This is a genomic window from Amycolatopsis sp. A1MSW2902 (assembly GCF_017312175.1).
GTDB classification, from domain to species: domain Bacteria; phylum Actinomycetota; class Actinomycetes; order Mycobacteriales; family Pseudonocardiaceae; genus Amycolatopsis; species Amycolatopsis nivea.
The window spans coordinates 184011-209229 of sequence record NZ_QJPO01000003.1; the positions used below are offsets into that span (position 1 = coordinate 184011).

The 25219-nt window shown below is 69.8% G+C and carries 27 protein-coding genes; 15 read left to right on the plus strand and 12 right to left on the minus strand.

The window, feature by feature from the left end; all coding sequences use genetic code 11:
• Positions 1–71: 71 nt before the first annotated feature.
• A complete protein-coding gene (locus tag DMP23_RS43975) occupies positions 72–1001 on the minus strand; it encodes a TIM barrel protein (protein ID WP_337825125.1) in 930 nt (309 codons plus the stop codon).
• Between the two features lie 162 nt (positions 1002–1163).
• On the opposite strand from DMP23_RS43975, the gene DMP23_RS43980 reads away from it, so the two are divergent.
• Positions 1164–2219, plus strand: coding sequence for a LacI family DNA-binding transcriptional regulator (locus DMP23_RS43980; RefSeq protein WP_337824733.1), 1056 nt, complete (start codon positions 1164–1166; stop codon positions 2217–2219).
• On the opposite strand, the gene DMP23_RS43985 is transcribed toward DMP23_RS43980, so the two are convergent.
• Positions 2213–3118 (minus strand): LysR family transcriptional regulator, encoded by a 906-nt coding sequence (locus DMP23_RS43985; protein WP_337824734.1) that lies wholly within the window; start codon positions 3116–3118, stop codon positions 2213–2215. The two genes, DMP23_RS43980 and DMP23_RS43985, sit on opposite strands and share 7 nt — an antisense overlap.
• Positions 3119–3208: 90 nt before the next feature.
• On the opposite strand from DMP23_RS43985, the gene DMP23_RS43990 reads away from it, so the two are divergent.
• The 6 genes from DMP23_RS43990 to DMP23_RS44015 all read left to right on the plus strand — a co-directional run bounded on the left by DMP23_RS43990 (position 3209) and on the right by DMP23_RS44015 (position 9080).
• Complete coding sequence (locus DMP23_RS43990) at positions 3209–4540, plus strand: aspartate aminotransferase family protein (protein ID WP_337824735.1); 1332 nt, start codon at positions 3209–3211, stop codon at positions 4538–4540.
• Positions 4537–6042: an APC family permease gene (locus tag DMP23_RS43995; protein ID WP_337824736.1), complete on the plus strand. Its 1506-nt coding sequence runs from the start codon at positions 4537–4539 to the stop codon at positions 6040–6042. Before DMP23_RS43990 ends, DMP23_RS43995 begins: the two co-directional genes overlap by 4 nt.
• A 96-nt stretch (positions 6043–6138) precedes the next feature.
• The gene (locus DMP23_RS44000; RefSeq protein ID WP_337824737.1) at positions 6139–6507 is read left to right on the plus strand and encodes a BlaI/MecI/CopY family transcriptional regulator; all 369 of its coding nucleotides are present in this window, start codon (positions 6139–6141) and stop codon (positions 6505–6507) included.
• The gene (locus DMP23_RS44005) at positions 6504–7442 is read left to right on the plus strand and encodes a M56 family metallopeptidase (RefSeq protein WP_337824738.1); all 939 of its coding nucleotides are present in this window, start codon (positions 6504–6506) and stop codon (positions 7440–7442) included. The genes DMP23_RS44000 and DMP23_RS44005 overlap by 4 nt, the downstream gene beginning before the upstream one ends.
• Before the next feature lie 88 nt (positions 7443–7530).
• Entirely contained in the window at positions 7531–8244 is a 714-nt protein-coding gene (locus DMP23_RS44010; RefSeq protein WP_337824739.1) for a DsbA family protein, read from the plus strand.
• On the plus strand, positions 8241–9080 hold the full coding sequence (locus DMP23_RS44015) for a cytochrome c biogenesis CcdA family protein (protein WP_337824740.1): 840 nt from the start codon (positions 8241–8243) through the stop codon (positions 9078–9080). The genes DMP23_RS44010 and DMP23_RS44015 overlap by 4 nt, the downstream gene beginning before the upstream one ends.
• Positions 9081–9090: 10 nt before the next feature.
• On the opposite strand, the gene DMP23_RS44020 is transcribed toward DMP23_RS44015, so the two are convergent.
• Genes DMP23_RS44020 through DMP23_RS44045 form a run of 6 tightly spaced genes read right to left on the minus strand, consistent with a single transcriptional unit; the run spans position 9091 to position 13732 of the window.
• Positions 9091–10134: an LLM class flavin-dependent oxidoreductase gene (locus DMP23_RS44020; RefSeq protein WP_337824741.1), complete on the minus strand. Its 1044-nt coding sequence runs from the start codon at positions 10132–10134 to the stop codon at positions 9091–9093.
• Positions 10131–10343 (minus strand): tautomerase family protein, encoded by a 213-nt coding sequence (locus DMP23_RS44025; protein WP_037814481.1) that lies wholly within the window; start codon positions 10341–10343, stop codon positions 10131–10133. Before DMP23_RS44025 ends, DMP23_RS44020 begins: the two co-directional genes overlap by 4 nt.
• A gap of 2 nt (positions 10344–10345) precedes the next feature.
• Positions 10346–11833 carry an aldehyde dehydrogenase gene (locus DMP23_RS44030; RefSeq protein WP_337824742.1) on the minus strand — a complete coding sequence of 496 codons (1488 nt, stop codon included), beginning with the start codon at positions 11831–11833 and terminating at the stop codon, positions 10346–10348.
• Complete coding sequence (locus DMP23_RS44035) at positions 11826–12557, minus strand: alpha/beta fold hydrolase (RefSeq protein WP_337824743.1); 732 nt, start codon at positions 12555–12557, stop codon at positions 11826–11828. The genes DMP23_RS44030 and DMP23_RS44035 overlap by 8 nt, the downstream gene beginning before the upstream one ends.
• Positions 12558–12563: 6 nt before the next feature.
• A complete protein-coding gene (locus tag DMP23_RS44040) occupies positions 12564–13115 on the minus strand; it encodes an amino acid synthesis family protein (protein WP_037814485.1) in 552 nt (183 codons plus the stop codon).
• Entirely contained in the window at positions 13112–13732 is a 621-nt protein-coding gene (locus tag DMP23_RS44045; RefSeq protein WP_337824744.1) for an amino acid synthesis family protein, read from the minus strand. Before DMP23_RS44045 ends, DMP23_RS44040 begins: the two co-directional genes overlap by 4 nt.
• A gap of 322 nt (positions 13733–14054) precedes the next feature.
• Here DMP23_RS44045 and DMP23_RS44050 point away from each other — a divergent pair, with 322 nt between their 5' ends.
• The 6 genes from DMP23_RS44050 to DMP23_RS44075 all read left to right on the plus strand — a co-directional run bounded on the left by DMP23_RS44050 (position 14055) and on the right by DMP23_RS44075 (position 18509).
• A complete protein-coding gene (locus tag DMP23_RS44050; RefSeq protein ID WP_337824745.1) occupies positions 14055–15530 on the plus strand; it encodes a purine-cytosine permease family protein in 1476 nt (491 codons plus the stop codon).
• 32 nt (positions 15531–15562) lie between these two features.
• On the plus strand, positions 15563–15991 hold the full coding sequence (locus tag DMP23_RS44055) for an ester cyclase (RefSeq protein WP_337824746.1): 429 nt from the start codon (positions 15563–15565) through the stop codon (positions 15989–15991).
• A 5-nt stretch (positions 15992–15996) separates the two neighbouring features.
• Positions 15997–16521, plus strand: coding sequence for a flavin reductase family protein (locus DMP23_RS44060; protein ID WP_199817725.1), 525 nt, complete (start codon positions 15997–15999; stop codon positions 16519–16521).
• A 42-nt stretch (positions 16522–16563) separates the two neighbouring features.
• Complete coding sequence (locus DMP23_RS44065; RefSeq protein ID WP_037814493.1) at positions 16564–17244, plus strand: GntR family transcriptional regulator; 681 nt, start codon at positions 16564–16566, stop codon at positions 17242–17244.
• 20 nt (positions 17245–17264) lie between these two features.
• On the plus strand, positions 17265–17855 hold the full coding sequence (locus tag DMP23_RS44070) for a 3,4-dihydroxy-2-butanone-4-phosphate synthase (protein WP_337824747.1): 591 nt from the start codon (positions 17265–17267) through the stop codon (positions 17853–17855).
• A gap of 210 nt (positions 17856–18065) precedes the next feature.
• Positions 18066–18509, plus strand: a complete 444-nt coding sequence (locus tag DMP23_RS44075; protein WP_134731561.1) for a hypothetical protein — start codon at positions 18066–18068, stop codon at positions 18507–18509.
• A gap of 100 nt (positions 18510–18609) precedes the next feature.
• On the opposite strand, the gene DMP23_RS44080 is transcribed toward DMP23_RS44075, so the two are convergent.
• The 3 genes from DMP23_RS44080 to DMP23_RS44090 form a co-directional block, all read right to left on the minus strand.
• On the minus strand, positions 18610–19593 hold the full coding sequence (locus DMP23_RS44080) for a S1 family peptidase (protein WP_337824748.1): 984 nt from the start codon (positions 19591–19593) through the stop codon (positions 18610–18612).
• A 505-nt stretch (positions 19594–20098) separates the two neighbouring features.
• The gene (locus tag DMP23_RS44085) at positions 20099–20659 is read right to left on the minus strand and encodes an isochorismatase family protein (RefSeq protein WP_037814504.1); all 561 of its coding nucleotides are present in this window, start codon (positions 20657–20659) and stop codon (positions 20099–20101) included.
• Positions 20660–20814: 155 nt separating this feature from the next.
• A complete protein-coding gene (locus DMP23_RS44090; protein WP_337824749.1) occupies positions 20815–22371 on the minus strand; it encodes a GMC family oxidoreductase in 1557 nt (518 codons plus the stop codon).
• A gap of 104 nt (positions 22372–22475) precedes the next feature.
• Between DMP23_RS44090 and DMP23_RS44095 the strand changes: the two genes are divergently transcribed.
• Complete coding sequence (locus tag DMP23_RS44095; RefSeq protein ID WP_134731557.1) at positions 22476–22952, plus strand: GbsR/MarR family transcriptional regulator; 477 nt, start codon at positions 22476–22478, stop codon at positions 22950–22952.
• Between the two features lie 55 nt (positions 22953–23007).
• The gene (locus DMP23_RS44100; protein ID WP_337824750.1) at positions 23008–24225 is read left to right on the plus strand and encodes a hypothetical protein; all 1218 of its coding nucleotides are present in this window, start codon (positions 23008–23010) and stop codon (positions 24223–24225) included.
• Here DMP23_RS44100 and DMP23_RS44105 read toward each other — a convergent pair.
• A complete protein-coding gene (locus DMP23_RS44105; RefSeq protein WP_337824751.1) occupies positions 24220–25215 on the minus strand; it encodes an outer membrane protein assembly factor BamB family protein in 996 nt (331 codons plus the stop codon). The genes DMP23_RS44100 and DMP23_RS44105 overlap by 6 nt on opposite strands.
• Positions 25216–25219: the final 4 nt, after the last annotated feature.

Below are 25219 nucleotides of genomic sequence, written 5' to 3' on the forward strand. Positions count from 1 at the left end.
GCGGTTGCTCCCGGTTCGGTGCGCCAGACCCCACTGGCGCGTGAGTTTCCCCGTGGTTCCCCGGATCGTGGTCAGCCCAGGCGCGGCCGGGCGGTGCCGGACAGTCCCTGCGCGGCGAGATATTCGCGGGTGCGCACCGCGATCGGCAGCGGGACCTCGGCCGCGCACGGATACAGGTCCTGTTCCACGATCACGAAGAGCTCCGCGTCCAAAGCGGACAGTGCCTCGACGACGGACGCCGGGTCCGGCACGCCCGCGGGCGGCTCGACGCACACGCCTCGTTTGACCGCTTCGCCGAACGACAGCCCTTCGGCGGCCACCTGCGCGAGCACGTCCGCGTCCATCTGCTTGATGTGCACGTAGCCGATGCGTTCGGCGAACCGGCGGATCAGGTCGAGGTTGTCGCCGCCGCCGTAGGCGACGTGCCCGGTGTCCAGGCACAGGTTGGCGTACCGGGAATCGGTCTCGTTCAGGAACCGCTCGATCTCCGGCTGGGTCTGGATGTGGCTGTCCGCGTGCGGATGCAGGACCAGCCGCACGCCGTACTCGTCCAGCAGGATCCGGCCCAGTTCGTTCGCGCGCCCGCCGAGCGAGTTGCACTGCTCCGCGGTGAGCTGCGGTTCTTCGGTGTACGCGCCGGTCTTCTCGTCGCGGTACATCGGCGGGATGAACACGAGATGGTGCGCGCCCGCGGCGGCGGTCAGCTCCGCGACCCGGCGGGCCGTCGCGACCGTCTCGGCCCACTTTTCCGGGCGGTGCAACGCGCCGAACGTGGTGCCGCCGGAGACCTGCAGGCCCCGGGCGGCGGCCTCGTCGGCCAGTTGCCGCGGGTCGGTGGGCAGGTAGCCGTACGGGCCGAGTTCGAACCACCGGTACCCGGCGCTCGCGAGCTCGTCGAGGAAGCGGGTCCAGGGCACCTGCTGCTCGTCTTCGGGGAACCACACGCCCCACGAGTCGGGCGCCGACCCGAGGCACAGGTTCCCGGCGGTGATGCGGGACATCGTCGTCACTTGCGGTCCTCCCGGACGTCGGAGGGAATCTGTCTAGCGCGCTCTACTAGCGCGCTCTAGTGCGAAGAACTATGCTGGCTGTCACACCCGGGTGTCAAGGGCGGGCGGGAAAGCCTGGAAGAATCGCCGGGAACGCCGACGAGAGGAGCGCACGTGCCCGACCGAGTGCCGCCCGGCCCCGCGGACGGCGCGGAACCCGCGGGCAAGCCGCGGCGCCCGACGATGGTCGACGTCGCCGCCAAGGCCGGCGTCTCCCGCGCGCTCGTCTCGCTCGTCTTCCGCGACCAGCCCGGCGCCAGCGAGGCCACCCGGCAGCGGGTGCTGCGCGCCGCCGACGAACTCGGCTACCACCCGGACAACGCGGCGCGGCTGCTCGCCCGGGGCCGCAGCCGCACGCTGGGCGTCGTGCTGACCGTGCACCAGCCGTTCGACGCGGACCTGGTCGAAGGCATCTACCCGGAGGCCGAACGCCTGGGCTACGACGTGCTGCTCTCGGCCAGCGCCCCCGGACGGGACGAAGCCAAGGCGGTGGAAGCCCTGCTGAGCCACCGCTGCGAGGCGGTGATCCTGCTGGGCCCCACGTCCCCGCAGGCCTACCTCGCCGAACTCGGCCGCCGCACGGTCGCGGTGTCAGTCAGCCGGCGCGTGCCCGGCGCGCACCTGGACAGCGTCCACACCGCCGACACGGTCGGGGTCCGCCAAGCCATCGACTACCTGGCCGAACTGGGCCACCGCGAAATCGTCCACGTCGACGGCGGCAAGGGCCCGGGAGCCTCGGACCGCCGCCGCGCCTACCGCGGAGCGATGCGCAAGCACAAACTGCCCGCCCGCGTCCTGCCCGGCGAATACACCGAAGACGCCGGAATGACCGCGGCCCGGCAGCTGCTCGACGAAGACCGCCTGCCCACCGCGATCCTGGCCGGCAACGACCGCTGCGCCGCAGGCCTGCTGCACGCCTTCGCCCGAGCCGGGCTCGACGTGCCCAAAGACCTGTCCGTGGTCGGCTACGACGACAGCCACCTGTCGCACCTTTCGCACTTCGACCTGACCACCGTCCGCCAGGACGCGAACCGGATCGCCGAACAGGCCGTCCGCCAGGCAGTCGCCCGGCTCGAGGACGAAACCGTCGCACCGGCCGAAACAGTGCTCGACCCGAAACTGGTCGTCCGCGGCACCACCGGGCCGCCGCCGCTGACGATGGCTCACTGAGGCCGATCGGACAACTCGCGCGCAGTCTCCGCCGCGGCCTCCGCGAAGTTCTTCGCGGCTTGCGGCGCGTCCGCGGAACAGGCGACCGCGACCGTGCACTCCGGAAGGTCCGAGACCGGCACGAACCGCACTCCCGGACGCGCGTAGAACTGGCTCGCCGAAGCGGGCACGATCGACAAGCCCCGCCCCAACGCGACGGCCTGAAGCTCCGCTTCGAACGTGGCGGCTTCGCAGGCCACCACAGGGGATTCGCCGCGCAGGCCGGTCAGGATCCAGGAATCCCGCCACTGCCCGTCGCCGGGAGCGGCGACGATCGGCTCGCTCAGCAGGCGGGCCACGCCGACCTCCGGCTGTCCGGCGATCGGGTGTCCTTCCGGGACGCACGCGACGCATTTTTCGCGGCGCAGGATTCGCTCGCGCAGGTCGGGCAAATCCAGCGGCGGCCGGACGATCGCGACGTCGGTTTCGCCGGTGTCGAGCCCGCACCGGGGCGCGGAGAAGTCGTACTCCACCAGTTCGACGTCCAGGTCCGGATACCGGCCCGCGAACGCCCGCATGATCGCGGGGACCAGGTCGACGACCGCGCCGATGAGGTACCCGACGCGCAGCGTGCCGACCTCGCCGACCGCCATCCGGCGCGCCAGAACGGCCGCCTGGTCGAATCGGGCCAGCACCGCTCGCGCCTCGGCGAGGAACGTCTCCCCCGCCGAGGTGAGCGCGGTCGCGCGGGTCGTGCGCGCGAACAGGCGGAAGCCCAGCTGCCCTTCGAGCTGGCGGATCGTGTAGCTCAATGACGGCTGGGAGATCAGCAGCGCCTCGGCCGCCCTCGTGAAGTTCGCCGCCTCGGCCACGGCGACGAACGCGCGCAGATGCCGCAACTCCACATTCATAGAGAGCATCTATGAAGTCTACTCAATTCCGTCTTTCCGCCGGACCGCCTCGCGTTCTTACGCTCGGGCGGACATCCACCGCGCTGCCAAGGAGAAACCGTGACGAGCACGCTGACGGACACGCCCGACCTGCACCTCCTCGGGCGGGAGGCCCTCCTGCACGAGCCGGCCGGCGGCGACCCGGAGAAGCTGACCCTGGTCCGCGCCCAGGGCTCGCTGGTGTGGGACGACCGCGGCAACGAGTACCTCGACTGCACCGCGCAGGCCTGGTCGAACAACCTCGGCGCCGGCGACGAGCGCGTCATCGAGGCCGCGATCGCGCAGACTCGCGAGCTCACCCACGCCCGGCCCACTTTCCACACCCCGGCGCTGCTCGAGCTGGCCGCACTGATGGTGTCGATCGCCCCCGGCGACCTCAACCGGGTCGGGTTCACCCTGCACGGGTCGATGGCGGTGGAGATGGCGCTGAAACTCGCCCTGCGCAACCGCCCGGACGCCGAACACGTCGCGGTGCTGCACGACGGCTACCACGGACGGTCGATCGCCACGATGGCCGCCAGCTGGCCGCATCCGGGCAACGCGTTCGCCCGGCTGCAGCCCCGCTTCCTGCGGCTGCCCCGGCCGGACCTCTTCCGCCCCCGGCTCGGCCGGACCGCCGAAGAGGACACCGAACTGACGCTCGCGATCGTCCGCGACATCCTGGAGAAGGGCGCCGAAGGCCCGGTCGCCGCCCTGATCTACGAACCGATCCAGGGCAACGGCGGGCACAACGAGTTCTCCGCGAGCTGGCACCGGGGCATCCGCGAGCTCTGCGACGAATTCGGGATGCTGCTGATCGTCGACGAGGTGCAGACCGGGTTCGGCCGGACCGGGCGGATGTGGGCGAGCGAGCACTACGGCCTCGACCCCGACATCCTCGTGTTCGGCAAGGGCGTCGGCGGCGGCTTCCCGCTCGCCGGGGTCCTCGCCAAGCACGAGCACGCGAAGTTCCTCGCCGGCGACGACCAGCTCACCTTCGGCCAGTTCCCCGTTTCGATCGCCGCCGGGCTCGCGACGGTCAAAGCGATCATCGAGGACGACCTGCCCGCCCGCGCGGCCGAGCACGGTGCCTATGCGACCGAGCGGCTGCGGGAGATGCAGACACGCCACCCGCTGATCGGCGACGTCCGCTCCCCCGGCCTGATGGTGTCGATCGATTTGGTCCGCGACCGGGCGACCAAGGAACCGGCGCCCGCCGAAGCGCACGAGGTTTTCCTTCGGGCGCAACGCAAGGGAGTGATCTTCGGGGAAAGCCGCTACGCGAACCTGGGCAGCCTGATCAAGATCAAGCCGCCGCTCGACATCAGCCGGGAGCAGCTTTCGCACGCTCTCGACGTCCTGGACGACGTGCTCGGCGACGTCGAACGCGACTACGGGACCGGCGTCCGGTGAACGCGCCGGAGCACCCGGGCGCCACCCGGGCCCGCGCCGCACGGGTTTCCGACGACGACGATCTCGCCACGCTCGGCTACCGGCCGCAGCTGCGCCGGACCATGAGCTCGTTCACCGCGTTCGCGCTCGCGTTCTCGATGGTGTCGATCAACACCGGCATCATCACCCTGTTCACCGATCCCTACCAGTACCTCGGCGGTTCGGCGGTCTTCCTGTGGCTGCCGGTGCTGCTGCTGGTCCTCACCCTGGTCGCGGTGTACGCGCACCTGGCCGGGCGGATCCCCATCACCGGCTACGCCTACCAATGGTCGAGCCGGCTGGTCGGCCCGAACTTCGGCTGGTTCACCGGCTGGATCGCGCTGGTCTCGTTCCTCGCCGGCACCGCCGGGACGGCCGCCGCGGTCGGCACGGTGTTCGCGCCGGAGATCTGGACGGACCCGACGCCGCGCCAGGTGCAGGCGCTGTCCATCGGGTGCACCGTCGTGGTCGCCGGGCTGAACATCATCGGGGTCAAGGTCGCGACGCGGATCAACAACATCGGCGCGTCCATCGAACTGATCGGCACCGTCGTGCTCGGCATCGTGCTGGTCGCCGGGCTGCTCGTGTTCTTCGGCCACACCGAAGGCCCCCGGATCCTGACCGACACCCACCCGCTGAGCGGAGGCGCGGCGACCCTCACCGGCATCTCGCTGGCGGCCTTGCTCCCGGTCTACGTGCTCCTCGGCTGGGAAGGAGCCGCCGACCTCGCGGAGGAAACGCTCGACCCGCGCCGCGCCGCCCCGCGCGCGATGTTCCGGGCCGTGCTCGTGTCCGGCGTCATCGGCTTCCTGATCTTCGCGCTGCTGGGCATGGCCCTGCCCGCCGACCCCGCGACTTTCTTCGCCAGCGCGGAAAACCCGGTGCTGCGCTTGCTCGCCGTGCATCTCGGGCCGTTCGCCCGGGCGATGATGATCGTGGTCGCCTTCGCCTCGATCTTCGCCTGCCTGATCGCCAACATGGCGGTCGCGACCCGGATGACCTTCGCGCTGTCCCGCGACAACATGCTGCCCGCGTCCCGGGGCCTGCAGAAGGTCGGCAGCCGCAGCCGCGCCCCGGTCCGGGCGATCGTCTTCGTCGCCGCGGTCGCGATCGGGCTCAACCTGCTCAACGGCGGCATCGTCGGCCAGATCTACGCCATGGTCGGCCTGACCTACTACCTGGTCTACGGCCTGACCCTGACCGCGACCGCCATCGCCGCCCGCCGAGGCCGCATCCCCGCCGCCCGGCCCGGCGTCTTCGACCTCGGCCGCTGGCTGAACCCCGTCGTCGTGCTCGGCCTGCTCTGGTGCGCCGCCGTGGTCGCTGCGCTGACGGTGCCTGCGGAGAACCGGCAGAACGCGGTCACTGCCGCGGTCGTGCTGGGGGTCGGGTTCCTGTGGTGGGTCGTGGTGCTGCGTCGTCGGCTGAACAACGGGACGGCAGGGCCGCCGAATCCAGACCACGCCACGTCGGAATCCCGGTGATCAGCCGAATCGCCCGCCAGACAGCTGGCGGGCGATTCGCGTCAGCAGGCACCACCGGGAGACACCCGTCCGACCCAGCTGTGGTACATCACTGTGGTGGCTGGTCTAGGTGACTTGGAAAGCCGAATCATGGCGGCGCTGTGGGACTCGGATGTCCCCCAGACCGTCCGTGCGGTCCATTCGACGCTGCGGGCCGAGCGCGATCTCGCCTACACCACCGTCATGACCGTGCTCGACAACCTGCACACCAAAGGCTGGGTCGTCCGGGAACGCGACGGGCGCGCGTGGTCCTACCGTCCCACTCGCGCCCGGGAGGAGGCCGGGGCGCAGATGCTCCGCGATCTGCTCGACTCGCTGGGAGATCCGCGCGGGGTGCTGATGAGCTTCGCGCGCGACATGAACACCGAGGAATCGCAGTTCCTGCGCCAAGCCCTCGACGAGCCCCGGAAGCCGGAGCGCTCGTGACGCTCGCCGTCGCCTTCCTGCTCGCCTCGGTCGTCATCGCCGCCGGGGCGCCCCGTTACCTGCGGCCCGGCAGCACGCCGCGGGTCCATCCCGCCCTGTCGCTGTGCGCGTGGCTGGTCGCCGCCCTCTCGATGATCGCGACCGCCCTCTCGGCGGCCGTCATCCTGCTGAGCCCCGACCCGGCCGTCCCCGACGGAGCGCTCGGGCTCGCTACCGTCTGCTGGCGGGCGATCGGCCACTCCGCGTTCCCGTGGCTCCTGCTGACCCGGCTCCTCACCGGGCTCACCGTGCTGCTGCTCCTCCTCCGGCTCGGCAGCGTGCTGACCGCGGATCTGGTCAGCGGCAGCCGGAACCGCCGCGACCGCGCGAGGACCCTGCGCGCGGTGGCGCGGGTGTCCGGCGACGTCTGGTGGGTGCCCAGCGAACAGCCGCTCGCGTTCTCCATCGGCCGGTTCCGCCGCGGGATCGTCGTCGCCTCGACCGCGGTGGACCGCCTCGACGACGAGGTCGCCGAAGCCGTGCTCGCCCATGAACGAGCACATCTGCGCGGACGGCACCATCTCGCGGTCACCCTCGCCCATTCGATGGCCCGAGCACTGCCGTGGGTTCCGTTGTGCCGAGCCGCCCCGGCCGCGATTTCCGTGCTGTGCGAGCTTTCCGCGGATGCCGCGGCCGTCAACGCGTGCGGTCTTCCCGCCGTCACCGGTGCCCTACACTCGATGGCACCGGCCCCTGCCCCACCCGGTGTCGTCGGTTTCGGCGCGCACGTCCAAGCCAGGGTTTCGTGGCTGACCCGGCCCCGCTCGCCGATGCTGCGGCGCTCCGGGGCGATCTCCCGCGGCCTCGCCGGAACCACGGCGCTCTTGCCGCCGCTGGTGTCCGCCGCGATGGCGGTCGCGTCGCTCACGCTGCTCTGCCTGAGCCGCACCAGCTGACTTCCCGGCCCCGGCTGATCTCCGGCCGCCGTCGTCTACTAGGTTCTTAGTAGTCAACTACTATCGACTTAGTAGAGGAGTCGGCGGCATGGCTCGGCGCAACGGCGGAGTGCCCACCCTCGTCCTGGCGGTGGCGCTGGTCGTCGCTGTGGTCGGACTCGTGGTCTTCGCGGTCGTTTCCTCGAAGACAGACACGAACGCCTCGCCTGCCTCCGCTGCCCCGGCAGCCAAACCGTCCCTCGGCCCACTCGGCGAACTCGCGCACCGCAAACCCGGCGATCCGCTCGCGCTCGGCAAGCCGGACGCACCGGTGTCCATGGTGATCTTCTCCGACTACCGATGCCCGTTCTGCGCGAAGTTCAGCAAGGACACCGAACGCACGCTGGCCAAACGGTACGTCGACACCGGCAAGCTGCGGATCGAGTGGCGCGACTTCCCCATCTTCGGCGACCAGTCGATGCAAGCCGCGATCGCGGGCCGCGCCGCGGCACTGCAGGGGAAGTTCTGGGAGTTCAACCACGCCCTCTACGACGCCGCGCCCGAGAAGGGCCACCCCGACCTGCCCCCGGACCGGCTCCTGGAATTCGCCCGCACCGCCGGCGTCCCCGACCTGGCCCGCTTCCAGCAGGACACCGCCTCCCCGCAGCTCGCCCAGGAGGTGCGCACGGACCTCGCCGAGGCGTCCGCGCTCGGGGTGTCCAGCACGCCCGCGTTCTCCGTCAACGGCTACCCGGTCCTCGGCGCCCAGCCGACCGAGCTGTTCGAGCAGCAGATCGACCGCGCCCTGGCCGGCGCGTCGTGACCGGCGTCAGCCTGCTCACCGCGTTCCTCGGCGGTCTCCTTTCTCTGGTCAGCCCGTGTGCCGCGCTGCTGCTGCCGTCGTTTTTCGCTTACGCGTTCGGCACAGTCGGCGCGCTGCTTTCGCGCACCGCCGCCTTCCTCGCGGGCCTCATGGTCGTGCTCGTGCCGCTGGGCGCCGGGGTGGCGGCGATCGGGGAACTGCTCACCCGCTACCGCGGCATCGCCACCACCGTGGGCGGCGCGTTGCTGGTGTTGCTCGGGCTGATGACGATCGCCGGCCTCGGATTCGGCAGCACCGCCGCCGGACGGTTCGCCGGGAAATGGCGAATCTCCAGCCTGGTCTCCGTTTTCGCGCTCGGCACGGTGTACGGCCTCGCCGGATTCTGCTCCGGCCCGCTGCTGGGCGGCATTCTGACCGTCGCCGCGCTCGGCGCGCACCCGGCCTACGGCGCCTTGCTGATGGCCGTCTACGCCGTCGGGATGGCAGCACCGCTGTTCGCGCTGGCCCTGTTGTGGGACCGCCTGCGCCTGTCTTCGCGACGCTGGCTGCGCGGCCGCGAGCTGCGGATCGGCCCGCTGCGCACCCAGTCGACGTCCCTGATCTCCGGCCTGCTGTTCATCGCCATCGGCGTGCTGTTCCTGGCCACCGACGGCACCGCAGCCGTCGGGGCCGCAGTCGGCGTCGACCAGCAATTCGAGGCGCAGCAGACGGTCCAGCGGGTTTTCGGCGCTATACCGGATACCGTGGTGGCGCTGGCCCTGGTCATCATTGTGCTGACGGCGATGCTGGTGCGCCGATCCCTGCGCCAGAAGCGCAACGACCCCGACGGCGCGTGACGGCGAACTGTCAGGAGAAGACCGGCACGACGTCGGAGATGAAGCGGGCGAGGGATTCCTTCTTCTCTTCGTGCGTCATGCTGTTGTCGGTCCAGTAGCTGAACTCGTCGATGCCCAGTGCTTCGTATTCCTTGAGGCGGGCGATGATCTCCTCCGGGGTGCCGATCATCGCGGTGCGGTGCAGGGAGTCGAGCGAGAATTCGGGACGATCGGCGAATGTCGACTCCGGGCTCGGCTCGAGGAAACCGTTCTCCGGCACGGTCTTGTTGCCGAACCAGGCGTCGAAGGTGCGGTAGAACCGGGAAATCGCCGCCGCCGCCGGACGCCAGCCGTCGGGATCGTCGGGCGAGTGCGCGTAGGTGTGGCGCAGCACCATGATCTCCGGCTGCGGGACCTCGGGGTGGTTGCCGACCGCGGTGTCGAACTTCTCCTTGAGCGCGGCCACCTCCTCGTCGCCCTTCATCAATGGCGTCACCATGACGTTGCAGCCCTGTTCGACCGCGAAGTCGTGCGACGCCGGGTCCCGCGCGGCGACCCACATCGGCGGCGTCGGCTGCTGGACCGGCTTGGGGACGCTGGTCGCGGTCGGGAACTGCCAGATCTCGCCGTCGTGCGCGTAGTCGCCCTGCCAGAGCGCGCGGACCGCGGGCACCAGTTCCCGCAGGTGCTTGCCGCCGTCGGTGGCCTTCAGCCCGGGGGCGAGCCGGTCGAATTCGATCTGGTAGGCGCCGCGGGCGACGCCGACTTCCATGCGGCCGTTGCTGATCACGTCCAGCAGCGCGGTTTCGCCCGCGGCGCGGATCGGGTTCCAGAACGGGGCGATGATGGTGCCCGCGCCGAGCCGGATGGTGCTGGTCTTGGCGGCGAGGTAGGCGAGGACGGGCATCGGGCTGGGCGCGATCGTGTACTCCATCGCGTGGTGCTCGCCGACCCACACGGTGCCGAACCCGCCGGCCTCGGCCATGAGCGCCAGTTCGGCCAGGTTCTCGAACTGCTCGCGGTGGGTGGTCTGCTCGTCCCAGCGTTCCATGTGGACGAAGAGGGAGAACCTCATTGAAACTCCTTCGGTCGGCCGTCGTGCATCTCGGCGATGGTCTGGTTCCCGGTGGCCCAATGGGTCCGGGGGATTTCGCGGACGAGGACGCGGATGTGCTCGGGCCGGGCGCCGACGGTGCTCAGCACCGCCTCGTGCACGGCCGAGATCAGGTCGCGGATCTGCTGTTCGCTCCGGCCCTCGGCGAGGCTGATGTCGATGTTCGGCACGGTCAGCCCCGCATCACGAACGGATCGGGCACCGGGCCTTCGTCGGTGTTGATCCAGACGCTCTTGAGGCGGGTGTATTCCTTGATGGTCTCGGTGCCGTGCTCGACGCCGGCGCCGCTGGCCTTGAAGCCCTGCCGGGGCGACATCGGCGACATCGCGCGGTAGGTGTTCACCCACACCGTGCCGGCGTCCAGCCGCGCCGCCATCCGGTGCGCGCGGGCGAGATTCGTCGTCCACACGCCCGCGGCGAGCCCATAGTCGGTGTCGTTCGCCAGCGCCACGACCTCGTCCTCGGTGTCGAACGGCATAATCGCGGCGACCGGGCCGAAGATCTCCTCGCGCACGGCGCGCATTCCATTGTGGACATCCACGAGCACAGTGGGTTCGTAGAAGCAGCCGCCAAGCCCGCCGTCGGTGGCGCGGCCGCCGGTCAGCGCCCGGGCGCCCTCGCTGCGCGCGAGGTCCACATAGGACGCGACCTTGTCGCGCTGGTCCGGGAACGCGAGCGGGCCCAGTTCGGTGTCGTCGGCGAGCGGGTCGCCGATGCGGATGCTGCGGGCTCGTTCGCTGACGCGTTCGAGCAGTTCGTCGTACACGGCGCGATGGGCGAACACCCGGCTGCCCGCGATGCAGGTCTGCCCGGCGGCGGCGAAAATCCCCGCCACCACGCCGGTCGCCGCGTTCGCGACGTCCGCGTCCTCGAAGACGATGTTCGGCGACTTCCCGCCGAGTTCGAGTGTCGAGCCGATGAACCGGCCCGCCGCGGCGGCGGCGATCCGCGACCCGGTCGCGGTGCTGCCGGTGAACGAGATCTTGGCGAGCCCGGGGTGGTCCACCAGCGGCTGTCCCGCCTCGCCGCCGAACCCGGTCACGACGTTGACCGCTCCGGGCGGGAAGCCCGCCTCGACCGCGAGTTCGGCGAGGCGCAGCACCGTCGCAGACGTGTGCTCGGACGGCTTGATCACGACCGTGTTGCCCGCGCACAGGGCCGGCGCGAGTTTGCTGCCGGTCAGGGTGAGCGGAGAGTTCCAGGGCGTGATGGCGCCGACGACGCCCAGCGGCTCGCGGACGGTGTAGTTGAGGACCCGCCGGTCGGACGTCGGAATCACGTCGCCTTGGATCTTGTCGGCGAGCCCGGCGTAGTAGTGGTAGTACTCGGGCAGAGTGGCGAGCTGGCCGCGCATTTCGCGCAGCAGTTTGCCGTTGTCGAGGCTTTCCGAACGGGCGAGTTCTTCGGCGTTCTCCGCGATCAGGTCGCCGAGGCGGCGCAGCAGATGACCGCGCCGGGTCTGGCTCAGCTCCTGCCATTGCGAGTCGTCGAACGCCTTGCGGGCGGCTTCCACCGCGGCGGCGATGTCGCGGTGGTTGCCGCGCGCCGCCTCGTAGAGGACCTCGCCGGTGGCCGGGTTGGCGCTCGGGAAATACTCGCCCGAATCCGGCGGCGTCGGCTTGCCGCCGATGAAGTGGTACAGCCGTCGCGGCTCAGACATGGGAGCACCTTCCGATGAATGCGGTCAAACAGGTGACGAGTTCGCGGGGGTTCTGGACGGGAAGCATGTGCCGGGCGCCCGGGATCACCTCCGCCGTGCAGTCCGGGACGGCCCCGGCGAGCCGGCGGGTCATCTCCGGCGTGGAGCCCGGGTCCAGTTCGCCGGTGACCGCGAGCGCCGGAGCCCGGATCTCCCCGAGCCGCGGCCCGATCTCCGCGTCGGCCGTCGCGAACACCCGGTAGCAGCGGGCGAAACTGGCCGGATCATTGGCTTCCAGCGTGGCTTCGGTGGCGCGGATCCGGTCCGCGGACACGTCGGTCCCGTCGAACCACCGGTGCAACGAGGCGGCCGTGCTCGCTCGCGGGTCGGCCTCCGCCGTGGCCAAGCGCTTCAGCACCGCCGCCCGTTCGGCCTCGGTGCGACGGCAGACCGAACTGACCGAGGTCAGCGTCGCCACGAGCTCCGGGCGGTGCACCGCCAGATGCTGCGCCACGAGCGCGCCGAGCGAGAATCCCACCACGTGCGCGCCGGGCGGGATCTCTCCGGCGACGCCGGCCGCGAGATCGCCCAGCGTCGTGCCCTCGGGTACCGGCGGACGCGAACCGTGGCCGGGCAGATCGGGCGCGACGATCCGGAACCGGCCGCCGAGCAGTGCGGTCACCGGCTCCCACACGGTGCGGTCGAGGCCCACACCGTGCAGGAGAACCAGCGTCTGCGCGGTCATCGGCGGCTACTGCTCGGTGGTGAGCGGAGCGAGCCGCTGCTGGGGACGTCCCTGTGCGGCGGCGGCGAGGGCCACGACGATCTCGCCGGCGTGCGGCGCGTCGGCGATGCGGACCTCGACCGTCTGGTGGTGCGAGCGGATCGTGGCGTCGGTGATGTGCTTGAGCGGGATGTCGAAGACGATCCCCGCCGGCGCGCGCTTCTCGACGGCGGGCAGCAGCGTGGTGGCGTTGGCCGCCTTGCGGAAGTGGTCGCCGAACTTCAAGGTGTGGATGAGCGCCGAGCCGTGCTCGATCTCGCCCTCCAGCCCGACGATGGCGGCCTTGCCGTACGCCTCCGCGGGCCCGCCCAGCGCCTCCATCACCCGGGGGGCGAGCAGGGCGCCGACGTCCGAGGCCGTCGCCTCGATCCCGGGGGCCAGGTCGTCGACGAAACCCTGTCCGTGCCAAGGGTTTTCGATGATCGCGGCGACCACGGCGACCCGCGCGGCCGGCTCCACCGGGCGGCCGCCCTCGGTGAGGGTCTCCTCGACGACGGTGACGATCTTGCGCAGCTTCATGACGGAACGCTCTCCAGTTTCTTCGAGGTGACAGCGGGATCGGTGGTGCGGTCCCCGATGCGGGGATGCGGGCGGGGGCCGGTGGAGGCCGCGGCGACGACGACGATCTCGCCGGGCCCGGGGGCGTCGGAAATCCGCGTGGCGACCGTCTGGTAGTGGCTCCGGGTCGCGGCGTGGGTCTTGTGCCACAACGGAACCACCAGCGTCGTCCCGGCCTCCGCGCGGGTGTCGGCGAAGCAGATGATCGATTCGCCGTCGAGGAACTCGCGCATCAGGTTGCCGAAGTACGGGGTGTGGATCAGCGCGCCGCCGTGCTCGATCTCGCCGGCGTTGCCGACCACCGCGGCCTTCCCGAACGCCTCGACGGCGTCCACCCCGCCCAGCGCGTCCAGCAGCCGCCCGGTCAGCACCCGGGCCAGGACCGGCGCGATCGACACGACCTCCGGGGACAGGTCCCGCGAAGGACACGTGCCCAGCCACGGATTCCGCAGCACCGCGGCGACGCTCGCCTGCACGGCGGGCCGCGCGGGCGGCGCACCGGCCTCGGCGACCACCTCTTCGCGGTAGACCACGACCTTGCGCAGGCCGATCTCGTCAGCGCTCACTTCCTCTTGCATGCCACAGACCGTAAGTCGGGACGGGTCGGACGTCAAGGGATCGGGCGCGGACCGCACCGGCCCCACTCGTCAAAAGCCCCGACTCGACGCAGATCGGAAGCACATAACCGCAGATCAAATGCGCTTTCTCGGCTTGGCCGCGAGCCGGGCCACCGCGTCCTCCCCCGCACTGGCGGCCGCAACCCATTGACATGCAAGCGTGGCCGCGCCTACCTTCTCTTGCATGCCAGGGAAGCGGCCCCCGCCGCAGTACCGGCCGATCCGGACGCCCCGTCGTCCGCCTTGTCTCCCGCGCTTCGATCCCCCTGCGAAAGGTGATCCGATGCCCAGCAACGACGCTGCATCCCCGGTACCGGCCGGGGAAGCACCGGACCTGCACTACCGCGACCGGATCGCGGTGGTCGAACCGTACGGAGTGGACGCGATCCCCGACTCCGAACGGCACGGCAAGCCGGTCTCGCAGTTCTTCATCTGGTTCGCGGCCGGCATGAACTTCCCGATCATGGTGCTCGGGTTCGTCGCGTCCGGCTTCGGGCTGTCGCTCACGTCCGCGGTCACCGCGATCATCGGCGGTTCGCTGCTCGGCGCGGTGCTGATGGGCGTCTTCTCCCGGATGGGCGGACGCCTCGGCGTCGCCCAGCAGATCCAGGCCCGCGGGCCGCTCGGGTTCTTCGGGAACTTCATCCCGGTCGCCTACGTGAACGTCTTCGCCGGCATCGGCTGGGCCGCGGTCACCGTCATCCTCGGCGGGCAGGCGCTCAAGGCGCTCGCCCCGGGCATCCCCTACTGGCTGGGCACGCTCGTGCTGGTCGTGCTGCAGCTCGTCGTGGCCGTGTTCGGCTACAACATGATCCACTACCTCGAGCGGATCCTCGCGGTCGTGCTGTTCTTCGGCTTCGTGATGATCACCGTCGTCTCGGTCAGCCGCGGCTGGACCGGCAGCTTCCAGTCCAACCCGCACGCGTCCGGCTGGATCGGCGGCACCGGCGGCTGGATCACCTTCGCCGGCTACTTCCTGTCTTTCCTGATCGCCTGGTGGCCGTTCGCCTCCGACTACTCCCGCTACCTGCCCGACAGCAACCGCGTCAACCGCGCCACCGGCGTCTGGACCTTCGCCGGCAACTTCCTGTCGCTGTCCTGGCTGGGCATCGCGGGCGCGCTGCTGGGCAACTCGGCCGCGTCCGGCGAAAGCCCCATCGAGGCGCTCGACCGGCTCACCGGCCCGTTCCACATCCCGGCGCTGCTGGTCATCCTGATCTCGTCGTTCTCGCAGAACTTCCTGAACGTCTACGGCGGCGCGATCTCGGTGCAGACGCTGCGGATCCCGATCAGCCGCCGCACCGCGGTCACCGCCATCTGCGCGGTCGCCTACGCGATCAGCCTGTGGGCGGACGAGGGTTTCGAGGCGAAGTTCAAGACGTTCCTGTTCCTCGGCGCGTACCTGATCGCCCCGTTCGGCGCGGTGCTGCTGCTCGACTACGCGCTCGGGCACCGGCGCGACCGGTCGCGCATCGCCGAACTCTACGACTCCCGCCGGATCCTCGAATGGGGCTTCGTCGCCTGGGTGGTCGGCGCGGCGGTCTCCGCGCTGTTCTGGAACCTGTCGTTCTACGTGGGCCCCATGGCGAAAGCGCATCCCGAGTGGGGCGACCTGTCGTACTTCGTCGGCTTCGGCGTCGCGGCGATCGTCTTCGTCCTGACCTACCGGCTGCCGCCGCTGTGGCACCGCGAGAAACCGGTTTTCGACGACCCCGCGGTCAAGGCCGCCGAGGTCAAGAGCACAGCCCGGGCGTCCTGACCGCCCCGCACCAAGAGAAGGGACACATCGTGATGGCCGACAACGACTCCCGGCGCGACCGCATCCGCGCCGCCTGGGAGAGCGCCTGGGACCGCGGCGAGGTCGACGCGCTCGACGACCTGCTCAGCCCCGGCTACCGCCGGATCGAAAGCGGCGGCGCCGAACACGACCGCGACCAGTTCAAAGCCTCCATCACCTCGACCCGCTCCGCGTTCCCGGACCTGACGACCGTCGTGGACGAGATCGTCGTCGAAGGCGACCGCGCGGCCATCCGCTGGCACAGCACCGGTTCGCACACCGAGTCGTTCCTCGGCGTTCCGGCGACCAACCGGCCCGTCGCGGTCAACGGCGCCACCTTCGCGCGGTTCAGCGAGGACCGCATCGTCGAGGAGACGGTCACCTGGGACCCGCGCGCCCTGCTCACCGCACTCGGCATCGTCGCCGTCGGACAGGACCGGTGACCGCCATGACTTCCACGATCCCGCCGAGGAACACCCCGATGACCTTCCCCGACCCGGACCTGATGAAGCAGGTCAACAGCCGGTTCGTCAGCGGCGTCACCGTCGTGGCCGCGCTCGACGGCGACACCCCGCGCGGGCTCGCGGTCAACGCGTTCTCCAGCATCTCGCTCGACCCGCCGACGGTGATGGTCGCCGTCCAGCACACGTCCTCCACGCACGACTGCCTGTACCGGACCGGGCACCTGGCGATCAACATCCTGTCCGCCGGGCAGCTCGACGTCGTCAAGACGTTCGCGACGAAATCCGCCGACAAGTTCGCGGGCCTGGACTGGACGCCGGGCCCGCACGGCAGCCCGCTGCTGGAGGGCAGCGCCGCACGGATGGAGGTCGAGATCCGCGAGCGGCTGCTGGCGAGCACGCACACGGTGTTCATCTGCCGGGTCGTCCACGCGGAGGCCGCCGACATCCCGTCGATGGTGTACAGCGCAGGTAGGTTCTTCGACGGAAGCGCCCTCGACCCGCTGGCCTAGGCCGGCAGCGGAACGCGGGGCAGGCGAAGGGAGACAGGCACCATGGCTGGCGTCAACGGGACGAGCACCGGCTCCATCCAGGGCAGGCTGATCGCCGAGATCCGGCGGCGCATCATCGCCGGCGAGGTCTCGCCCGGGATGAGCCTGTCCGAACTCGCGCTCGCCGAGGAGTTCGGCGTCAGCCGCACCCCGGTCCGGGAAACCTTCAAGCAGCTGCAGACCGAAGGCCTGGTCGAGATCCGCCCGCGCGTCGGCACCTTCGTCACCGCACCGTCCCGCCGGGAAATCACGGAACTGTTCGAGATGAAGGAACTCCTCGAAGGAGCCGCGGCGCGCCTGCTCGCCCAGCGCGGCCAAGTGCCCGAGATCGACCAGCTCAAAGAGAATCTGCGCCAAGCCGACCTGGCCGTCGACGCCGACGACCGGGCGCGCTACGCCCAGCTCGTCGAAGAATTCCACGACCTCATCATCGTCGGCGCGGACAACCGCAAACTCGAAGCGCACTACCGCACCCTGATGAACCAGCTCGCCTACTCGCGCCTGGTCACCACGTCGCTCAAACAACCGGGCCGGCCGCACCAGTCCGACCGCGAACACCACCACGTCCTCGAACTGATCCTGTCCAAAGACGGCGACAGCGCCGAACAGGTCATGCGAGAGCACGTCCGAGCCAGCCGCCGCGCCCTCCTCGCAGGCCTGCGCACCGGCGACGCCGCACCCTGACCACCGCAAGGAAACCCACGATGACCGACCTCTGCACCCTCCCGGCCCCAGCCGACACTGTTTATCTCGCCCTCGCCTCCGGCCGCCCCGCAGTGCTCCCGGACGACGACGGAGCAGTGCTCGTCCTGCCCGCGCAGTCCTCGACGCCCGAACTGCTGCACTTCGCTATCCGGTACTCCAGCGGCCTGCTGCACGCCGCCGCCCCGTCCGCCTGGCTGGACCGCCTACGGATCCCTGACCAGCCCGTACTCGCCTCGGAAGACAGCGGAACGTCCTTCACCGTCGCCGTCGACGCGGTCGACACCGGAACCGGCATCTCGGCCCGCGACCGAGCCCGCACCATGCGAGTCCTCGCCGATCCGGGCACGGTGCCCGCCGATCTGATCCGTCCTGGGCATGTGCTGCCTGTCCGGTGCGCTTCGAGTGGCCGCCCGCGGGTGTGGGAACGAGCGGTCGAACTCGTTTCCGCGGCTGGGCATCATCCGGTTGCGATGGTGTGCCGGTTGGTCGACGATCGGGGCGAGTTGCTGGACGACTTCGCGGCTGCTCAGTTCGCTGCTGAGCATGGGCTTCCGGTGGCGGCCTGGGGACCGGTGCAGCACGCTCTTTGACGCGCGCGATTCTGGCGAGTCGGGTGTTTTTGCACCACGACTCCAGAAATCATTCCTTCAGGAAATGACTCCGGCAGCTGCGGGCACCCCGATTCGCGGACGAGACGCGGCCTGTCCACCCGTTCGTGTCCGTTGCGCCTCCACACCCGGGTTCTTACTATGTGAAGTTGATCAACCACCCGCGGTGTCCACAAAGGAATGAGGCTGGTCGTGCAGGTGCTTCGAAAGGCAGTCCTCGCGGCGTCCGCGACGGTGGCGTTGGCAGCCACGGCATCCGCCGGTCAGCCCGCGTCCGCCGCCCCGGCCAAAACCAGCTGCACGTTCGCGGATCGCTACATCAGCTACCCGAGCACCACCCACGCCACGGCGGTCAAATGGGCCGTGCGGGTCGACTGGTGCTACGACGGCAAGACCGTCAGCAACATCCGCCACTACGACTACCTCAAGGAAGACGGCGGCGGTGTCGCCGACTACCAGGGCCTCATCCAGAACCAGCTCAGCTACCCCGGATCCGCGCACTACGAAGCGACATTGGTGAAACAGGCGAAGATCGCGCTCTGCGTCTTCAAAATCGGCTGCTACCGCACGTATTACCCCCTCGAACGATTCGTGCTCGGCAACAACGGCAGCTACCGGCTCGAACAACGGAAGTAACCGCCGCCGATTCGCAATTGCGGCCTGCAGCGCTTTATCGCCCTTTCACCCACGGAAATACCGTGGGGAGGCTCCAGAGCCTCCCCACGGCACCCGAGGATCAGGACTGGGGCAGCGTCACCCCGTACCGCTTGGCCGACAGCGTCGCCGGGAAGAAGCACGACGTCTGCGTGTCTCCCCCGGAGAGCGTGCCGAGACCCTTGCCCCCGTCGTAGGCCGGGCCGCCGGAGTCGCCGTGGTCGGAGTGGGCGGTCGTGCAGAACTCGTGGTAGACCGTGTAGCCCTCGGCTTCGAAGGTGTAGTCGACCTTGGTGACCTTGCCCGACGTCACGCCGGAGGTGATGCCGGCGCGCTTCATCTCCTCGCCGACCGTCGCGTCGGCGAATTCGGTGATCTTGGTGCCGTCGTTGATCTCGCTCGGTCCTTCGCCCGACGCGTTCTCCACGAGCATGTTGTCTTCGTCGGGGAACACCGCGTCGACGGTCTTGCCGTCGTTCCACGGACCGCCGCCGCCGAGTTTTTCGCAGTGGCCTGCGGAGAGGAGCAGCTTCTTGCCGTCCTTCTCGACGTTGAATCCGTTGGAGCAGGACGCTTGGCCGTTGCTGATCTTGTCGCCGCCCTTGATGAACAACGACATGGCACCCGGATGGTGTTCGACGCGGACCATGTCGCCGTGCTGGCGGGCGGTCTCGAGCAGCGCGTCCTTCTGCGCCTTCGGGGTGGCGTCGTAGACGTCGACGACGACCTGGTTGTGCGCGAGGTCGAGGCCCCAGCCTGCGCTGGGCACGCCGCCGGTGGCGTCCAGTTGCTGTTTCACCGTGCTGAGTTGGCTCAGGCTGTACTTCACCACCTGCGCGTTCAGGCCGGAAGCGCGCACCTTGGCCGCGTCGGCGTTGTTGAGCACAGTGACGACCGAGGCGCCGCTGTCGTCGAGGTAGTGCCCGCCGGTGGCGGAGCCGAGACTGCTCATGACCGCGGCCGGTGTCGCCGCCGCGGACGCGGCGGGCACGGTGGTCATGGCGAGGGCCAGCGTGCCGAACGAGCCGACGGCGAGGACGCTCAGCCTGAAACGTGTCGATCGCATGTGTTTCCTCCTGCGCGGAACGGGAGAGAAAGGACGTGCACCGCAGGGGAAGCCCGCATCCGGGCCTCCGGATTCGGTGCCGGACTCGGCTAGCTGCGGAGGGATCTCCTCCCCCGGGCGTCGGGTGACCGGATCATGAGCCTCCAACCGTCTCGTTGTGGAAACGGAACGTGATCAACCTGAGGTTCGTGATTCTCGAACAGTTCCGGGCAATCGCGACACCGACGAAGGTAGGTTCACGTTTGGCGCAATGCGCGCGCCCGAACGGCGCAGCGGCGGGATGCGTTCGAGCCTGTTGGCGGACGAGTGTCCACTTGAGACGGTTACCGCGTATCGACACGCTTGATCAACCAGGAAATCGCGCTCGCGCGACTGGAGCAAGCAGCCTTACGCCGAACGGACCGAAGTCGCGGCCAGGCTGGGCATCAGCCCGACACCTACGTGAAACGCGGCGTCGGCAACAATCCCGAGCCACCCTCCTCGGCGAACCCGGGGCGGAGACGGTTCAGTCGATGGCGGCGAAGTCCATTTCCTTTGTCCGCACCGTGCCCGCCGAACGACCCGGCGCGCGGTGGTAGGTCCAATAGAGGTTCGTGTGCGCGATGACCTGATCCGGCGGCGGGGCGCCCCATTCGGAATGGTCCTCGGTCGTGTGCGCGTCGGCGACCAGAAGCGCGTCGTACCCTTTCACGATCGCCGTGTGCAGTGTGGCCCGGATGCACTCGTCGGTTTGCGCGCCGGCTACCACGAGCTTGCCGACCGACAGATCCGAGAGCACTTCTTCCAGTGCGGTGCCCTCGAACGAATCCGCGTAGTTCTTCTCCACCCGGCGCTCGCTCTCCGCGGGGGCGAGTTCGGGCACGATCTGCCACTCCTCGCTCCCCGAGGCGAGTTGCTCGTCGGAATGCTGCACCCACACCACCGGCACCGCGTGTTCGCGGGCGTTGGCCACCAGTTCCGCCACGTTCGCGACGACCTCGTCCCGCGCGTGCGCGCCGGAAACGACCGCGTTCTGCACGTCGATCACCAGCAATGCCGTTTTCGGCCGGTTGTCCAGTGTGGTCATTTTCCCCTCCAGGCAAAGTCCCCCACGAGCCAGCAGCACCATAGCGCGCCTTTCGCGGCATTGCTACCGCACGATCCAGCGCGGTTGTTCGATTCGGAATTCTTTGTTGTCGCTGGGAGCGGGACCCAGGTTTCGGCGGAGAGGAATCTGATCTTTTAGCGGTCGAGTCGTTCGGCCATTAGCTCGCCCGCCATGATCGAAGCCAGGTTGGTGTTGGCCCGGGGAACGAAGGGGAAGATCGAGGCGTCGACCACGCGCAGGCCGTCGAAGCCGAGTACCCGGCAGTCGGGATCGACCACGGTGTCGCGGTGTCCGGGGTCGCCCATCCGGCACGTGCTCGTGGCGTGCTGCGAGTCGCCCGCGGTGGCGAGCAGGTGGTCGTCCAGCTCACTGTCGTTGTCCAGCACCGCGAACAGCTCCTCGTTCGCGCTCTCCAACGAACCGCTGAGGATCGGCGCGGTCTCGTCGGCGCGAGCTAGTTCGACCAGCGCTCGAATACCGGCGCGCAGCCGCGGCAGGTCGCGTTCGTCGGAGAGCATTCGCTGGCGCACCAACGGTTGCGCGTCCGGATCAGTGGAGATCAGGCTGACCTCGCCGCGCGAATAGTTCTGGTTGAGCCACACCCCGTACGAACCGGCCCCGGCTCCGGTGTCCGCGAACGCCATGGCGAGCACGCTCTGGTTCATCGAGACGAACATCAGGTCGCCTTCGGGCGCGCCGGGGCCGCTGGTGAAGCGGACGCAGACGTTGGTGTGCCGGTCGTCCGGCGTCTTGATCGCCGCCGCTTCGGTCAGCGGGAGCTGGATCATCGCGATCGGATGGTCCTGCAGGCCGCGGCCGACCGGCAGGTCCGCGCGGACGTCGATGCCGAGCGACCGCAGCTGACCCGCGGGTCCCACGCCGGAGCGCTGGAGGATCGTCGGCGTGTGGATCGCGCCTGCGCTCAGCACGACCGTGTCGGCGAGTTCGGTCGTGGCCGTCCCGCCGATGACCGCCCGGACGCCGATTGCGCGGCTGCCGTCGAAGAGCACCTGGTCCACGAGCGCGTCGCCGCGGATGGTCAGGTTCGGCAGCGCCCGGGCGGGTTCCAGGTAGGCGTCGTTGACCGAAACCCGCCGCCCGGCGCGGGAATTGATCGGATACGGCGAGACGCCGCTGGCTCCCGGAGCGTTCACATCAGGTGCCCAGCCGTATCCCGCGGCGATCGCCGAGCGGTGCAGCGCGGCGTCGACCGCGCCCCAATTCTCTTGCGGCATACGGTAAATCGGAGTCGGACCGCCGCGGCCGTGGTAGGGCTCGTCGCCGAAAGCCTCGTCGTCCTCCAGCTTCGCGAAGTACGGCAGCACGTCGCCCGGTCCCCAGCCCGGCAGCGCCCAATCGGCGAAATCCGCCATCGGCGGGCGGATCGCGATTTGCCCGTTGATCGACGAACTGCCGCCCACGCCCCGGCCGCGCCAGTACAGCGCCGGCGACTGCTTGTCCGTCCGCGTGGAATCCAAGCCCGACCACACCAGCTCTTTGGCCGCGGCCGGGTCCAGCAGGGCGACGATGGGATTGGGCGAGCGCCACGCTTCGGGCATCTCCGCGGACCGGTAGTCCGGACCGGCCTCGAGCAGCAGGACCCGCTTGCCCCGCTCCGCCGAGCGGACCGCCAGCGCCGCTCCCGAGGATCCGGCGCCGACCACGATGAGGTCCCAGCCGCTGTCCGCCATGTGCCTGCCCCTTCGCCGGTCTCCGTGGCGGCTAGAATGATCCCCGGCCGTACGTTCAGTCAAGAGTGAACGTTCAGTTTTTCCTGAGCTACCGTGAGGTGCCGATGACCTTGCCCGACCGGTCCGCCGAGCACGCGCTCGTCGAGGACTTCGGCCTGCGCATCGGCCGGGCGATGGGCTGGCCGCCGATGGCGGGCCGCACCAGCGGCGTGCTGCTGCTCAGCGAAAAACCCCTGACCCTCGGCGAACTCCAGGACGCGCTCGACGCGAGCAAGGGTTCCGTGTCCGAGATGACGCGGCTGCTCATGGTCAACGGCGTCGTCGAGCGGACCAAGAACCCCGGCAGCCGCCAGTTCGTCTACCGCTGGCGCGACGACGCCTGGCTCGGCTGCCTGCAGCACCAGGTGAACGCGACCCGCGAACTGCTCGAGCTGGCCGAGAGCGCACAAGAACACGGCAAACACCTGGCAGCCGAGCAACGCGCCCGGCTGCGGCGAATGCGCGACTACTACGTCTTCATGACCGAACAGCTCGAAGCGCTCCTGGCCGAGTACTCCAGCCGAACCGAGTCCGATGCCTGACCCGGATGACTCAATCCGGACCTGCGCGCACTGACCTGGCCTTAAGGTGAGCCAGGTGGAGCCATTGACCGCGATCGCCACGATCGCCGCGAAGTACGGCGCTTCCCAGCTGATCCGTGCGCTCACCGGGAACGACGAGCTCAGCGGGCTGGCCTCGGAGCTGCTCGGCGAACTCGTGGCCAGCGAAGACCGCCTCAGCGAGCAGATGGCCGGGATCGGCCGTCAACTGGACGAGTTGCTGGATCAGCGGTACACGGTCGCGTTGGGGGCCGGGCAGCGGGCGTTGCGCGACGCGAGCACCGCGCCCGAGCCGCGCTCTCGGGCCGCCGAGCTGGCCCGCGCGCGTGACTTGTTCCGCGAGGCCGCCGCGGCAGCCTCAGCCAAGTCCCCGCTGCAGATCGCGGTGGCCGAGCGGTACGTGGCGCTGTGCTCCCTCTCCGCGGGCCGCCCCGACGCCGTGCCCGCGGCGCTGGACACGTTGAACGAGGCGGCCTTCCGGGCGCTGACCGAGGCGCTTCCGCTCTTCGGGCCCAAGGCCTACGAGAAGGCTCGGGCGCAACTCCCCCGGTCGAGCCGGCTGGGCCTGCGGGGCCGGCGCGAGGAGCGGATCGACGAACTGGGCAGCGACCTCGTCGACGCGGTCGACGACGTCGTGGACCTCGCGCTCAACCTCCTCGCCGAATCCGAGGCCCTCGCGCGCGGGCTCGGCCAGGACCTCGGGCCGGAAACCGACGTCGACCTGCTCCTGCCCGCGGGGTACGAAGACGACGAGCGACTGGCCAGCACCGCACAGGTGGTCGTCCGGCCGATCGAGCCCGGCCCGCTGCGGTTCGGTCCGTTGACGGTCGATTTCGGCGACATCCGCCCGGTTCCAGGCCAGCCGCAACCTCCTAGTGCTGTGTCCGCGGCCGTGGTCGCTGCCAAGCTCGCGCACGACTCGCCGCCGGGGTACGCAGCGACGGCGCGGCCGCCCGGCTTCGAGGTGGAAGTGCTTGTCCGGTCGGACTTTCCCGTGTCGCCGTCCCTGATCGTGTCGTTGCGGCCCGGGCTGGTCCTGGCGGACGAGGTGCTGCTCGAGGTGATGCCCGGCCAGCCCGCGTTCACCGGGGTCGCCAGCGGCATGCTCGCCGCGCGGATGCAGGAGATCCGGCTGCCGTATTTTCACCCGGACAGGTTCGTCAACGAGTGGACGGTGAACATCAACAACGTGTTGATCTTCCAGTCGTCCGATCGCCAACTGCTCGAACTGGAGGGCGGCGCGCGCTTTCTATGAACACGCGCTGTTCCTGACCGCGATGGCGATCAGGCTGCCCTTGGCTACCGCGAACAGCCGATCGGGTGCGGCGCTGCGCAGCACCCAGATCCGCCGGGCCACGCGGGTGCGATTGGCGAGCCGTCCGTCGGAAGTCAGGTGGAACAGCACGCCGGAGGTGCCGGCGATCAGGAAGCCGTCGGCGGTCGGGAACACCTGGCCGACGAGTCGCTCCCCGACATCGACCCGCCACTGCAGGCGTCCTCCGGCGGGGTCCACGACCGTGTAGCCGCGAGGTTCAGGCAACCACAGCAATCCTCCGGCTTGTTCCGGCGCCGCAGCCACAAGGTCAGTCTCAGCCTGGACGAACTCGCGGACAGTGTCGGATGACAGGTCGATCTCAGCCAGGGCACGTCGGCCGCAACGCAGCAGAAAACGGCCGGGCCCGACCTCCGCGATGCTGGATCCGGCGTCGTTGTCCACGAGCGGCTGCGGAAGCCGCCATGCGGCCCGTACCCGGCCGTCGTGCCGATCGATCAAGCGCACCCGGATGTCGCCCGGTACGCCGATCAGGAAGCCGTCACCGGCGGGCACGGGCAGCACGGTGCGGATTCGCTGCTCGGTTTCCCAGCGGAGCCGCCCCGTCGCGAGATCGAACGCGCGGAGCGGCGTGTATCCGCGCCAGCCGCCGACGAGCACGACGTTCGCCGAAACGACCAGATGCCCGGGGGTTGCGGGGACGTCCGCAGACCAGATCTGCCGCCCGGTCGCGAGGTCCAAACAGGACAGCCGGGGGTTGTTCTGCGGGATCACCAGCCACCGATCACCGACGACGGCAACCGCCCGCGGCCACGTGCCGAGCGGAACATCCCACCGCACAGCACCGTCGGCCGGGTCGAGGCTCACCAGCCTGGTGCTGCGCTCGTGGACGATGACGTGACCGCTCGTCACGGCCAGGCCCGAGGCAACGCCGCGCTGGTGCAGCGGATGCTCCCACTCGATGTCGATCACCGCA

Bases quoted from the DNA above. Each gene is read 5' to 3' on its own strand.
- DMP23_RS44080 (WP_337824748.1), bottom strand. From the start codon at position 19,593: ATGCGATCGACACGTTTCAGGCTGAGCGTCCTCGCCGTCGGCTCGTTC.
- DMP23_RS44040 (WP_037814485.1), bottom strand. From the start codon at position 13,115: ATGAAGCTGCGCAAGATCGTCACCGTCGTCGAGGAGACCCTCACCGAG.
- DMP23_RS44070 (WP_337824747.1), top strand. From the start codon at position 17,265: ATGACCGACCTCTGCACCCTCCCGGCCCCAGCCGACACTGTTTATCTC.
- DMP23_RS44085 (WP_037814504.1), bottom strand. From the start codon at position 20,659: ATGACCACACTGGACAACCGGCCGAAAACGGCATTGCTGGTGATCGAC.
- DMP23_RS44065 (WP_037814493.1), top strand. From the start codon at position 16,564: ATGGCTGGCGTCAACGGGACGAGCACCGGCTCCATCCAGGGCAGGCTG.
- DMP23_RS43985 (WP_337824734.1), bottom strand. From the start codon at position 3,118: ATGCTCTCTATGAATGTGGAGTTGCGGCATCTGCGCGCGTTCGTCGCC.
- DMP23_RS44055 (WP_337824746.1), top strand. From the start codon at position 15,563: ATGGCCGACAACGACTCCCGGCGCGACCGCATCCGCGCCGCCTGGGAG.
- DMP23_RS44095 (WP_134731557.1), top strand. From the start codon at position 22,476: ATGACCTTGCCCGACCGGTCCGCCGAGCACGCGCTCGTCGAGGACTTC.
- DMP23_RS44030 (WP_337824742.1), bottom strand. From the start codon at position 11,833: ATGTCTGAGCCGCGACGGCTGTACCACTTCATCGGCGGCAAGCCGACG.
- DMP23_RS43975 (WP_337825125.1), bottom strand. From the start codon at position 1,001: ATGTCCCGCATCACCGCCGGGAACCTGTGCCTCGGGTCGGCGCCCGAC.
- DMP23_RS44060 (WP_199817725.1), top strand. From the start codon at position 15,997: ATGACTTCCACGATCCCGCCGAGGAACACCCCGATGACCTTCCCCGAC.
- DMP23_RS44045 (WP_337824744.1), bottom strand. From the start codon at position 13,732: ATGCAAGAGGAAGTGAGCGCTGACGAGATCGGCCTGCGCAAGGTCGTG.
- DMP23_RS44035 (WP_337824743.1), bottom strand. From the start codon at position 12,557: ATGACCGCGCAGACGCTGGTTCTCCTGCACGGTGTGGGCCTCGACCGC.
- DMP23_RS44050 (WP_337824745.1), top strand. From the start codon at position 14,055: ATGCCCAGCAACGACGCTGCATCCCCGGTACCGGCCGGGGAAGCACCG.
- DMP23_RS44020 (WP_337824741.1), bottom strand. From the start codon at position 10,134: ATGAGGTTCTCCCTCTTCGTCCACATGGAACGCTGGGACGAGCAGACC.
- DMP23_RS44010 (WP_337824739.1), top strand. From the start codon at position 7,531: ATGGCTCGGCGCAACGGCGGAGTGCCCACCCTCGTCCTGGCGGTGGCG.
- DMP23_RS44090 (WP_337824749.1), bottom strand. From the start codon at position 22,371: ATGGCGGACAGCGGCTGGGACCTCATCGTGGTCGGCGCCGGATCCTCG.